General features: G+C 37.8%; 11 protein-coding genes. 2 read left to right on the forward strand and 9 right to left on the reverse strand.

Going from position 1 to position 12,846, the window contains the following annotated elements:
* Window positions 1-135 precede the first annotated feature (135 nt).
* Window positions 136-2,214, reverse strand: coding sequence for a T9SS type A sorting domain-containing protein (locus tag JNG87_RS17820; RefSeq protein WP_202840068.1), 2,079 nt, complete (start codon window positions 2,212-2,214; stop codon window positions 136-138).
* 154 nt (window positions 2,215-2,368) lie between these two features.
* On the opposite strand from JNG87_RS17820, the gene JNG87_RS17825 reads away from it, so the two are divergent.
* On the forward strand, window positions 2,369-3,241 hold the full coding sequence (locus JNG87_RS17825) for a helix-turn-helix transcriptional regulator (protein ID WP_202840070.1): 873 nt from the start codon (window positions 2,369-2,371) through the stop codon (window positions 3,239-3,241).
* A gap of 92 nt (window positions 3,242-3,333) precedes the next feature.
* On the opposite strand, the gene JNG87_RS17830 is transcribed toward JNG87_RS17825, so the two are convergent.
* Together JNG87_RS17830 and JNG87_RS17835 are read right to left on the reverse strand one after the other, a co-directional pair.
* Window positions 3,334-3,618 (reverse strand): hypothetical protein, encoded by a 285-nt coding sequence (locus tag JNG87_RS17830; protein WP_170872059.1) that lies wholly within the window; start codon window positions 3,616-3,618, stop codon window positions 3,334-3,336.
* A 93-nt stretch (window positions 3,619-3,711) separates the two neighbouring features.
* On the reverse strand, window positions 3,712-5,319 hold the full coding sequence (locus tag JNG87_RS17835; protein WP_202840072.1) for a fumarate hydratase: 1,608 nt from the start codon (window positions 5,317-5,319) through the stop codon (window positions 3,712-3,714).
* A 225-nt stretch (window positions 5,320-5,544) separates the two neighbouring features.
* Here JNG87_RS17835 and fumC point away from each other — a divergent pair, with 225 nt between their 5' ends.
* A complete protein-coding gene (gene fumC, locus JNG87_RS17840) occupies window positions 5,545-6,939 on the forward strand; it encodes a class II fumarate hydratase (protein WP_202840074.1) in 1,395 nt (464 codons plus the stop codon).
* Window positions 6,940-7,014: 75 nt separating this feature from the next.
* Here fumC and JNG87_RS17845 read toward each other — a convergent pair whose 3' ends face one another.
* The 6 genes from JNG87_RS17845 to JNG87_RS17870 all read right to left on the reverse strand — a co-directional run bounded on the left by JNG87_RS17845 (window position 7,015) and on the right by JNG87_RS17870 (window position 12,510).
* Entirely contained in the window at window positions 7,015-8,055 is a 1,041-nt protein-coding gene (locus JNG87_RS17845) for an outer membrane beta-barrel protein (RefSeq protein ID WP_202840075.1), read from the reverse strand.
* Between the two features lie 30 nt (window positions 8,056-8,085).
* Complete coding sequence (locus JNG87_RS17850) at window positions 8,086-8,697, reverse strand: hypothetical protein (RefSeq protein WP_202840076.1); 612 nt, start codon at window positions 8,695-8,697, stop codon at window positions 8,086-8,088.
* A complete protein-coding gene (locus tag JNG87_RS17855) occupies window positions 8,684-9,244 on the reverse strand; it encodes an RNA polymerase sigma factor (protein WP_202840077.1) in 561 nt (186 codons plus the stop codon). Before JNG87_RS17855 ends, JNG87_RS17850 begins: the two co-directional genes overlap by 14 nt.
* A 122-nt stretch (window positions 9,245-9,366) precedes the next feature.
* A complete protein-coding gene (locus JNG87_RS17860; RefSeq protein WP_110009954.1) occupies window positions 9,367-10,305 on the reverse strand; it encodes a Dyp-type peroxidase in 939 nt (312 codons plus the stop codon).
* Window positions 10,306-10,323: 18 nt separating this feature from the next.
* Complete coding sequence (locus tag JNG87_RS17865; protein WP_202840078.1) at window positions 10,324-11,040, reverse strand: ABC transporter ATP-binding protein; 717 nt, start codon at window positions 11,038-11,040, stop codon at window positions 10,324-10,326.
* Window positions 11,041-11,043: 3 nt separating this feature from the next.
* Window positions 11,044-12,510, reverse strand: coding sequence for a DUF5687 family protein (locus JNG87_RS17870; RefSeq protein WP_202840079.1), 1,467 nt, complete (start codon window positions 12,508-12,510; stop codon window positions 11,044-11,046).
* Window positions 12,511-12,846 lie beyond the last annotated feature (336 nt).

The following is a 12,846-nucleotide window of genomic DNA, read 5'->3' on the forward strand; positions in this document are numbered from 1 at the left end:
GTATTCATCAAATATTTCTATTTTTTCGGAGGAAAAATAATAAAAAAAGACTCATGAAATTTTCATGAGCCTTCCAATAAAAGTAATTGTAATGAACTAATTTCTTTTGGCGAAATCTTTGGTATTGAGATCCGCTTACTCCTTTATAATCTTTTTAGAAATGGATTGTCCATTCTTTAATTTTAATTCTACAATATACAACCCTGAAGGAAGTTCAGTCATGTTGATCTGATGATCCGAGAACTGTACATTCATTCTTTGTCCTACAGCGTTCACAACGTTTACTTTTTCAATTCCTGAATCAGCTTTAACCATAAGAATTCCTTTTGTAGGGTTAGGATACACTCCAATTACAGATTGATTCAGTTTGGTTTCTGAAGTACTCAAAGAAGAGGTAGGCTTGATGCATCTTACTGATGATCCCTGTCCTCTCATAGCTCCGGCCGACGGATTGGCAATTGTCGATCCGATATACAGATATTTCGCTCCTAAACTTGATGTATCTGAACTCCAGAAATACCCTCTTTGCCCTACAAAAGTAAAGTTCCCGTCACTGGAGCTTCTGTATCCTCCTGCCGATAATTTGAGATTGCTGCTGTAAGCCGTTGCCGGATTACCAATACTTTCTGCTCCTATTAAAGTAGTCCAGTCTGCCTGAGAAGGCATTTTCCAGTCTGGTCCTATTGCTTTACAAGGATCTATACCTACAGAAGCATTGACATCTGCAAGTGATGCCCCATTCCATGTATCCCCACTTGCAAAATTTGCCCACCATGCCGGAGATCCTGCAACATAAGCTCCAGCAATGGTACTTGTTCCTTCCGGAGTATTAGGAGATGGTGCTGGTACCATCTGGGAATTTCTAAGCTGGTGTCCATCATCCCATCTTCCCCATTGGAAAAGGTCCCCATAAGAATTCGCATCCGCTACTGATGAAGCCACCTGTGTACTTCCCAGGTTCTGCTGAAGCCATATTTTTCCGTCTGCTCCTCTTACTGTAGTATAAGCAACCTGTTGCCCGCGATACATAAAACTTACACAACCAATATCACCAACATTGGTTCCAGGATCTGTATTGCTGCATGTTTGTGGATTAAGATTCAGAGAAATTCTTTTCACCTTTGTTGTATTGTCGGAATAAGCCAAAACAAGATAATTTTGTGCCTTATCTATTGCTAAATCATTGTATTTTGCCTCTCCAGCTGAAACAAAATCTCCTCCAAAAGGAACCCAGTTTTGCGAATCGTCTAATTGATAAACGGTATTTCTCAGGAAATTATCATTTTCAAAACGGCTGGCTACCACATATGGCTTTCCTGATTCTGTTACGGCTAAGGCAACATGCTGTACTCTTCCCTCAGAAAAATTGGCATTTCCAACCTGCACCCAGGAGTTTCCGTCAAACTTTCTGACATTCAACTTCCTTCCTCCTCCGGAGTTGGAAACATAAGCAACATAGATTGTGTTTGCTCCATCTAAAGCAATATCAGCATTATACTGCTCTCCTGATGAAGAAGCATCTGCAGCTGTTCCTCCTACCAGACTCCAGTTTTGTGCTGAACTTGCATCTGTACTGTTCTGATATACTTTTATCCCTCCGGAAACATTACAGGTATAGATCATATTATTGGTTCCGATAACCATTTCAGCGAAGTCAGCACCGCCCGAAAAACCTGCATTTCCTATCTGCTCCCATGCTCCTCCGGAATATCTTTTAACCGTTCCTGAACCATACGATCCATAAGTGAATATGATATTATCAGAGGAAACGGCAGAAGCCTGATAATTAACGGAACTGTCTGTAACATTCGGAAGCTGAGACCATAAAGATCCTGTAAATAAGCGTACTTCCATCCCAGAGCCTGGATAACCAAGCTGATTGGTATAATAAATACTGTTTCCGTTCGGACTTATAGACAATGAGTTGTAGGTGGCAGTTCCTGTAGTAACTCCGGGCGTTCCTCCTAGGTAAGACCACGAGTTTCCGTTAAATTTCTGAACAGAGCCTTTAGCTACTGAAACATCATAATAGGACAGATAATAATTTCCCGAGTTATCAATAACAAGATTATTAAAACTGCTTCCTCCTGCAGATACATCCTGAATGCCTCCTACATTTTCCCATTGCTGGGCATATATATAGCTTCCAGCAACGGTTAGCAATGCTAATCCTGTTCTGATTTTCCGTATTGCAAAATGTAAATCTTTAAACATATGAAATATTATTTTTAATTATTCTAAATTTAATTTAATTTTGCGCAAAAGTACCTCACATTATCAACCCCGAGTTATCATTTTCGAACTTTTGGTTATCCCGCGGAGGACTTTTATCTTAAGAAGTTGTACCATAGCTGTAAAAATGTGTTGTATGAGGCGTCAATTAAAAAGTGGACATTTGTTCATATCCGAGGACATCAAAATCATCATGCAGGAAGACCTGTGTCCTGATCAATCCTTCAAGTCTCATATGCTGGAGGGGAAATCAAGTTTTAATTTGATTTTCATGTTGAGTGATGGCATTAATTTAGAAGGTCATGATTGCGGAACCCAGTTTTTATTCAAAAAAAATCAATACATCCTCCATTATTCTCCTAAAGAAAGTGTTGCTGAACTGTGGACAGAAAACCAGGAAATTCTGAGGTATCTCCAGATTCAGATTAATTATCAATATATTTTTAACCTCATCAATCCCGAGCATAATCGTGAAAATGCTGAAATTCTGGAAAATATGATTCATAATAATTTCATTTTCCTTCATAAAGAAACGCCTCCGGACATGACGGTTGAGATGCATATGATTGTAAAAGAGATTCTGGATTATAATAAGAAAGGAATCATGCAGAAGTTATTTATAGAAGCAAAGATTATCAAACTTCTTATCCTGATCTTTGAGCAATTTAATGAGAAAAACATTTTCGAAGACACTCCAAAAACGCCTGAAATGATCAGGAAATTCATTGATGAAAATTACCATAGAAATATAAAAGCAGAAGAAATTGGAAAATATTTTGGACTGAACCAGAATACTATCAGAAAGGAATTCAAAACGCAGTATCATACAACGATTGCTCATTATATATCAGAGCTCAGGATGTTGAAAGCAAAGAAAATGATTACCAATAAAGAAATTATGATCAAAGAAATTGCTATTGAGTGCGGTTATGAATATCTCCAGAACTTTACGCGGGCGTTTAAAAAGAAATTTGGGGTATCTCCGGAAAGTCTGAGAAATAATAAATAGAAAAACCGCTTAATTGCTTAAGCGGTCTATATATGTTGTTTTGCTTTGATATTACTTTTTCAGAATTCAGGTGAAAAAGCAATGACAATCAATTAATGATGATGTCCGTGATCGTGAAGGAAAGGTCCGTTTCCTTTAGGCTCGCTATAGATAACTTCTACACCTTCCTGCTCAGAAATAAGCTTTCTTCTGATATCTTCAGGATCGAAAGGCTTTACTTTTCCGAAATACTCTTTCAAACCTTCAGTTAGCCACATTGGGATTACTAATCCGAAGAACATAAAAATACACCAGAATCCTACTAGGAACATAGTAATGAAGAATATAGTCCAAAGGAACTGGTAGAACGGCCAAAATGCTGATAATATCGTTATCATTCTCTTAAAGATTTTAGGCAAAAATAGAACTTTTTTCCTTTTTACACAAAAGATCAGCGTTCTATTTTGTTATTTATTTTAATTTTAAACTAATTAGTGAGCAAGATTTGCAAAGAAATCATTGCCCTTATCATCGGAAATGATGAAGGCAGGGAAGTCTTTTACTTCAATTTTTCTTACTGCTTCCATTCCTAATTCCGGGAAGTCTACCACATCTACAGATACAATATTGTCTTTCGCAAGAATGGCAGCCGGCCCTCCGATAGATCCAAGATAGAAACCTCCGTATTTATGACATGCATTGGTAACATCCTTACTTCTGTTTCCTTTTGCCAGCATGATCATACTTCCACCATGGCTTTGGAATTCGTCTACATAAACGTCCATTCTTCCGGCAGTAGTAGGCCCGAAACTTCCTGAAGCCATTCCTTCCGGAGTTTTTGCAGGTCCAGCGTAATAGATCGGGTGATTTTTGAAATAGTCCGGCATTGGTTTACCGCTGTCGATAATTTCTTTGATTTTTGCGTGAGCAATATCTCTTGCAACGATTAATGTTCCGTTCAGTTTTAATCTTGTTTTGATCGGATATTTGGAAAGCTCTGCAAGAATTTCCGGCATTGGTTTGTTCAGATTAATCTCAACAGCTTCTTCCAGATGTGGAGGAGTATCAGGTAAGAATCTTTTCGGATCCTGTTCCAGCTGCTCCAGGAAAATTCCTTCTTTGGTAATTTTCCCTTTGATATTTCTGTCTGCAGAACAGGAAACTCCCATTCCTACCGGACAAGATGCCGCGTGTCTCGGAAGTCTGATCACTCTTACATCGTGAGTAAGGTATTTTCCTCCAAACTGAGCTCCGATGGCACTTTCCTGGCAGATTTTCTGAACTTTAGCTTCCCATTCAAGGTCTCTGAATGCCTGTCCGGCTTCATTTCCTTCTGTCGGAAGATGATCATAATATTTTGCTGAGGCTTTTTTAACGGCTGCAAGATTGGCTTCAGCTGAAGTTCCTCCGATTACCAATGCTAAGTGGTATGGCGGACATGCAGCGGTACCAAGGTCTGAAATTTTTTCTTTGATGAATTCTTCAAGAGATTTTTCGTTCAGTAAAGATTTCGTTTTCTGATATAAGAATGTTTTATTGGCGGAACCTCCTCCTTTCGTTAAGAATAAAAATTCGTAATAATCTCCTTTTTTAGCATAGATATCAATCTGTGCAGGAAGGTTGGATCCGGAATTCTTCTCATCAAACATCGTTAAAGGAACGACCTGAGAATATCTTAAGTTTCTTTTCTGATAGGTATTGTAAATTCCTTTGCTCAGGTATTCGCCATCATCTACTCCTGTATATACATTTTCTCCTTTCTTTCCCATTACAATCGCTGTACCTGTATCCTGACATGAAGGAAGAGCTCCTTCTGCAGCTACTGCAGCATTCTGTAAAAGGTTGTAAGCAACGAATCTGTCATTATCTGTAGCTTCAGGATCATCAATAATTCTTCTAAGGCTTTCCAGGTGCGAAGAGCGAAGCATGAAAGAAACATCTGCCATGGCTTCTTCTGCCAATAACTCCAGTCCCTTCGGATCTACTGTTAAAATTTCTCTGTCACCCAGCTTTTCAACCTTTACATAATCTGATGTAAGTTTTTTGTACACCGTATCATCTTTCTGAATAGGATACGGATCCTGATATCTAAAATCCATTCAATTTTTGTTTGTACAAAAATACGCCTCCTTTAAAAAAATATGAGTAAAATCAGTCATTTATATTGATATTTATAATGATTATAAATTGGAGGTTTCTGAGTTTATAAGTACCTTTATAGAAGCTAAATAAACAAAGCCAAAATATTATTTATTTCATTAAACATGATACTACCAACAATTTTTTTGGCGTAAAAAATAAAAGATCATACAAATTTCAACACTATGAATTACAGAATAGAAAAAGACACCATGGGAGAAGTGCAGGTACCTGCAGATAAACTTTGGGGTGCACAGACGGAACGTTCCAGAAATAATTTCAAAATAGGACCTGAGGGTTCAATGCCGCATGAAATCATTGAAGCTTTTGCTTATCTGAAGAAGGCTGCCGCTTATGCCAATACTGATCTGGGAGTACTTCCGGTGGAAAAAAGAGATATGATCGCGAAAGTATGTGATGAAATTCTGGAGGGAAAATTGAATGACCAGTTTCCTCTGGTGATCTGGCAGACGGGTTCCGGAACACAGTCGAACATGAATGTGAATGAAGTGATTTCCAACAGAGCCCATGTCAATAACGGCGGCACATTGGGAGAAAAATCTGAAATCCACCCGAATGATGATGTGAATAAATCTCAGTCATCCAACGATACCTATCCCACTGCCATGCACATTGCTGCGTATACCAAAGTGGTGGAAGTAACCATTCCCGCTGTTGAGAAACTAAAAAATACGTTGTCTGAAAAATCAAAAGCCTTTAAAGATGTTGTCAAGATCGGGAGAACCCATCTCATGGATGCCACTCCGCTTACTCTTGGGCAGGAATTTTCAGGTTATGCAGCCCAGCTGGAATTCGGATTGAGAGCTTTAAAAAATACCCTACCTCATCTTTCTGAGCTTGCCTTAGGAGGAACTGCTGTAGGAACAGGATTGAATACGCCTAAAGGCTATGATGTAAAAGTAGCGGAATATATTGCTCAATTTACAAAACATCCTTTTGTTACTGCTGAAAATAAATTTGAAGCCCTTGCTGCACATGATGCGATTGTAGAATCTCACGGAGCTTTAAAGCAGCTGGCTGTTTCTTTATACAAAATTGCTCAGGATGTTAGACTGATGGCATCAGGGCCACGCTCGGGAATTGGGGAAATTCATATTCCTGAAAATGAACCGGGATCTTCTATTATGCCGGGGAAAGTAAATCCTACTCAGAATGAAGCGATGACGATGGTTTGTGCTCAGGTTTTAGGAAATGATACCACCATTTCATTTGCCGGAACTCAGGGGAATTATGAACTGAATGTTTTCAAACCGGTAATGGCATACAATTTCCTACAATCTGCCCAATTGATTGCCGATGCATGTATTTCTTTCAATGATCACTGTGCGGTAGGTATTGAGCCGAATCATGAGAGAATTAAAGAGCTTGTAGACAAATCTTTAATGCTTGTAACGGCTTTAAATACTCATATCGGATATGAAAATGCCGCTAAAATTGCTAAAACAGCCCATAAAAACGGGACAACATTAAAAGAAGAAGCCATTAATCTTGGCTTGTTGACTGCTGAACAGTTTGACGAATGGGTAAAACCTGAAGATATGGTTGGAAGCTTAAAATAATGATTTTATAACTGATACTATGTAAAAACTCCGGGAACCTTTCCCGGAGTTTTTCATTTGCTATCAAAGTACTATTTAATCTAATCCAATGGTTAAGCCGAATATCAGTGCTTTATCATTTTTGAAATAACCGTCTTTAAAGAAGTTGCTGAAATCTTTTTTAACAAATAAGCTGAAACTGTTATAAGAAACAGTAAGCTGTGCTCCGTAGACAAAAGGATTCACCTGATAATTTCCCCTGTCTCTCATTTCGCCATCGTTTCCTTTTACAATATTGTTGGTAGACATTTTTACGCCACCATATACATTGGCTCCAATTTTAAATCCTGTGTAATAACTTCTGTACTGAACATCCATTCCACCATTCTTAAGTTTGGAAAAATTATACTGCATACCAAGAGGAACAATAATATATCCTGTTCTCAGTTTACTTTTATCAAGGCTGCCGCCATATTGAGACAGAGCTACTCCCTGATCTGCACTTTTGGTAAAGAACATATTATTATCTGTCCTCACCGTTCTCCACGAAAATCCCAGTCCTGAAGTAATAGCCCACGGACTAGTTCTGCTAAGCTGATAGTTCAGTTTCAGGCCGAATTCCAGATTATTGGCATATCCTATATTTTTATCCAGTTCATTATCCGGAGAACTGTTTGTCAAAGTCATGATTCCGTATGAGAAATATCCGGTAAAGCTTCTGGTAGGACGAAATTTTTTCAGCAATTTTTCTTTAAGCTCTTCTTTGGAAGTCACATCAGTATTCAGGAGAGAATATCTTACCTGCTTCTGAATCACATCATCCAGATCAAATCCCAGTTCTTCAATTCTTTTGTCCATTTTTTCAGAATAGCGGTCTGCGATCTTAGCTTTTTCTCTGTCAAAATCTGCCTTATCCAGGTTTTTTGCCTGCAGAACCAACAGTTCTTCTTCCATCAGCTTTTTCTCTTCCTGAATAATGGTATTGATTTTTGCTGCATATTCTTCTACTTTCTCTTTTACAATCGGGCTCACTTCTGTATCTTTTTTAGAAGAAAGGTTAATATTGAAGGTCTTCTGTGCATAGAATGATGCGGAAAAAGAGCACATCAATCCCATTACGATTAATTTCTTGATCATATTATTAATTTTTAAATTTTTACGGATACGTTATCTGGCATTCAGATCGATAGTAGTCGCCACGTTACTTCCATCTTTTGTTTTTTCGATGACATCTTTATGTTCTACTGAAAAAAGAAGTGTGGATGGGTCTACATATTTCTTCTTTTTAACCGGAGTTTTTAAAGAATCGGCTTTTGCCATGAGCTGAGGATGAGTAAGCTGTGGAATTTCCTGTTTTTTCAAAGGAAGGTTTTCTTTGGGAATCAGTGGAGTCTGTGCAATTGCCACCGCAGAAATCCCTTCTGCTTTATCGGAGGGTGATGTTTGATTCTCTTCTTTCTTTTCATTGTTCTGAGCTGCCAGAGAAATATTATCGTGAATAGAATCAGTTACTATTTTATCAGAAGAAGTTTTTTCTGCAGTCTTCACCATGACAGGTTCAATCTCTGAAGGCTGATTGAGAAAAAACAGAACAGTACCTAAACCGAAGGTCAACATTAAACATGCTGCCACTAAAAACCAGTTCATTTTTGATTTGGAACCGCGATTATTGTTATTATGAAACTCAATTTCAGACCAGAGATCACGGGAAGGAGCAATCTCTCTTTCCTCCATCTGTTTTTTGATCTGGTATTCAATAGTATCTTTAGACGTTTTCATTTTTCACTTTTTTTTGTTGTTGAAAGTAAATATTTCTTAACTTTTCTTTTGCTCTGAACAACTGTGTTTTGCTCACTGCCACTGAAATCTGTAAAGTATCTGCAATTTCCTGATGAGAATATCCTTCCAGTACATACAGGTTAAAAACCATTCTGTAAGCATCAGGCAGCTGATCTAACAGATCCTGTGCATTAAAATCACAATCAATCTCCGGCTCGTGGATGTCTTCATGAAAAGATGGGTTAATCTCGTCCAGATAGAAAATGGTTTTATGACTTTTGATAAAGTTCAGGCATTCATTCACCACAATTCTTCTTGCCCAGCTATCCAGATTCGATTCTCCTCGGAAGCTTTCTATATGTTTAAAAATTTTACAGAATGCTTTGATAAGACAATCTTCCGCCTGATACAAATCGCTCACATAGCTTTTGCTGACACTCAGGAATTTCCTGACATTCTGCTCATAGAAAATCTTCTGCGCAGCCGGATCCTGTTTCTTCAGGAGGCTCAACAAATCATTTTTTTTATTTCCGAACAAGAGTTTCATGTTTATGCTGTTTCTATACTAAAGACAATCAAAACAAAAAAAGGTTACAATTTTTGAAAAAAATTTTTATTTGTATTATTTAATTAAAGAAAAAGCCGCCCTGGAATGAGGCAGCTTGCATTTTATCCTGAAAATTCATCAAGCATGTTTCTGGTAGGAACAAAGAAAAGTGTTCCGGTAACTGCTGTGCTGAAATCTAAAATTCTGTCATAATTTCCCGGAGGATCACCGATAAACATATTGGTCAACATCTTTTTTGTTGTTGTAAATGTACTTGAATAGGCAATAAAATAAGTTCCGAACTCATTGGTAGAGGGATTTCCGAAAGGCATATTATCTCTGACTATTTTCAATTCTTCACCGTTTTCGCCCTCGATATTGGCTAAAGCAATATGTGAATTTGAAGGCTTTACCGCATCAGACATTTCAATATCATTCTCTTTTGATCTTCCGATTACTTTTTCCTGCTCTTCCGTGGATAAGCCTTTCCATGCATCCATATTGTGAAGGTATTTCTGAACAAAAAGATAGCTTCCTCCTTTATACTGAAGGTCTTCATCTCCTATCTTTCCAAAATAATCACGGTCATCGCCATGCGGATTTTCCGTTCCGTCTACAAAACCAAGAATGGAGCGTGCATCCCAGTATTTGAATCCATGAACCTCCAGAATACTTTCGGCCACTGAGCTTAATAACCGGGAGATCTCGACAGCCATATCAAAAATCAGGCTTTTATTATCTGCTCTCAGATGAAAATGAAGGTCTCCGGGAGTAGAAACAGCCGTATGTTTCGTTCCTTTTATTTCTTCAAAATTGACTAATTCTTTTGGCGGCGGCGTTGGAAGTTCCAGTTTTTTCCATGCTTCTGCACCAATTCCCATGACACAGCTTGCCCTGCTGTCCGGGAAACGGTTAAACACTGAATTATTAAGATTTAAAACCAAAGCACATAGTTCCTGAAAAACTTCTTTCAGCTCAGGGCTGTCATTAAGTTTCCAGACCATGAAAATCGTATTGCTATTGGGATAATCTGTTACATTCTGTGATTCTATCGTATTCATACCTGTTTTTTTGTGGTATTAAATATCCGAAACTGAAACCTGATCTGCAAAATATTGTTCCAGATCTTTCAAGGTTTCCGGATTGGTCTGAATATCTTTTACCAACACCCCTTTGTTCACAACCACAATTCTGTTGCAAACTTCTGTAGTATGGGAAAGATCATGGCTGGAAATAAGAAAAGTAACACCATCCTGTTTTGATAACTCCTTGATCAGGTTTTTAAGCTTGATCTGGGTAGACGGATCGAGGTTGGCAAAAGGTTCATCAAGAATAATAATCTCAGGATTTCCAATAATAGCTCCTACAATTCCTACTTTTTTCTGATTTCCTTTTGAAAGATCACGGATATATTTTCCTGATTTCAGGATTTCTCCATTGAAAAAATCGTGGAAAGGCTTAAGGAATTCGTCTACAGAAGCTTTGTTCTGGCCTCTAAGCTCTCCGATAAAGTAAAAATATTCTTCAGGCGTAAGATAGCCGATGAGAAAAGTATCATCTACGAAGGCTGAAACTTTATTTTTCCAGGCTTCAGATTCGTTAACCTTAATTCCGTCAATGCTTACAAATCCTGTCGTAGCCTGAATCAGATCCAGCATGAGGCTGAAAAGCGTTGTTTTTCCTGCTCCGTTGTTTCCCACCAGCCCAAATGTTTCTCCGTTGGGAATTTCAAGGTGTTCAATATTGAGAACGGTTGCTGTTCCGTATGTTTTGGATAAATTGTGTATGTTGATCATGGTTTAACTTATATTTTTAAATGCATCCAGTGTGCTGTATTTTTCTTTTTTGTAAAGTTTTACAATAATATCAAAGATCTTCTCTCTCAGGAAAAATCCGATAATTCCGATAATTGCAATACTGATTACTCCTCCGGTAATTCCCCACAAATATTTTGTTAAGGCAAATACACCCATCGGAAGTAACATTTTAGGAATCAGCAGAAACATGGCGATCATATTGAAGCTCCCTTTCTGTCCCAATCGTTTTTCTTTTGAATTCAGGTCGATCTGAGTTTTATTGAAAGCTCCGGACCACAAGGTAAATTGAGAATTCACACCGATATTATATAAACCTGCTGCAAAAAATGTAACGTAAACTTCCCAGCCAAAATAGGCATAACAAACCGCTATAATCACAGAAACTCCAGTTACAATATTCATCAGCCACCATTTTGCTTTCAGATATTCTTTGTAAGGAACGTTTAACGTCATCATCAACGGATAGTATGAACTGTCAAAAGCGGGAACTCTCTGTCCAAAAAGAAACTGGAAACCTCCTGTTACAAAAAGTCCCATAAACATCATCATTGCCGGTGTTTTATACATTGAAGAAGTAAACATCAGCAATCCGTAGAACAGAAACATAAAGCTGCCCAGCAAAATTCCTTTGGGTACTTTATTGCGTCTCAACATTTTAATATCATTATTGATAAATGTCCCGATAACGCCGTATTTATTCAGGAAGGCAATATTTTCTGTTTTCCCGACCGTCTTCTTCGCTTCAAGCCCCTGATCCAGATAAAACTCCTGACGCAGGTAACGGAAACATATCCACCACAGCATTACGAACAAAACAATAGGGATCAGTACAACGTATGGCTTTTCATAGAAACTAAAGAAAACCGATTCAGAATATGATAAAACCGGAACAATATTGTAATATCCCAACGCTCCTATGCCCAGAAAGCATATTCCGATAATCACCGCCAGGGTCTCTTTACCGTTGAAAAAAATGTTGATAAAATTATTCAGGTACAATAGTGAAATCACTCCAATCAGCCACACCATGATTCCCAAAATACTATATCCATTGAATATGGCAATCAGTGAAAAGGTAATAAAGAAAAGAGAACTCAGCCAGCTGAATGCTGAAAGAAAAGTTTTGGCCAGCATAAAATTGACCAGCGTATTCTTCCGGATATTCATCGTTAGAAATGGCTTAATGTTCTGTGTGGGGATTTCCTGCCAGAGATATTTGAGAACAAGATCAATAATCCATGCTACGATCATGAATTTTGAAACCACCTGTAAAGGATTCTGATGCATTTCCTCCTGAATGTAGAAAAAGGCAATAAATGCTCCGCCCACAAGACATCCGATAAAGTAGAGAATTCCTATGAAACGGAGAATTTTCATGGTCAGATTGATCCCTAAAGATGTACCACGAAAAAAGCTTTTTATTTCAAGCCTAAGGAACTTTAGAAACATATATTAGTTTTTTACATTAGTCAATATAATGTAAAAAATGTTACAGTTTTATTTGTTTTGTTTTTGTTTATGGCGTACATAAGCCCAACAGGATTAGTTTTCCTTCTGAAAAAAATTTTCACCAACACATTTGGAACATGAATAGCTTTTTACATTCATAAAGAGCTGTTTATTTTATAAAATAGAAAGAGTAACCGTTATAGTTACTCTTTCTCTGAATATCTTAATTGAGATTTCCTTTTGTAATGTCCATGGATATTGCGTGCCAACATGTCTGAAACATTACCACTTCCAAAACCTGAAGTACTGAACGGCCCTGAAATATGGTTCAGCCCG

The organism is Chryseobacterium cucumeris, from assembly GCF_016775705.1.
GTDB lineage: Bacteria > Bacteroidota > Bacteroidia > Flavobacteriales > Weeksellaceae > Chryseobacterium > Chryseobacterium cupriresistens.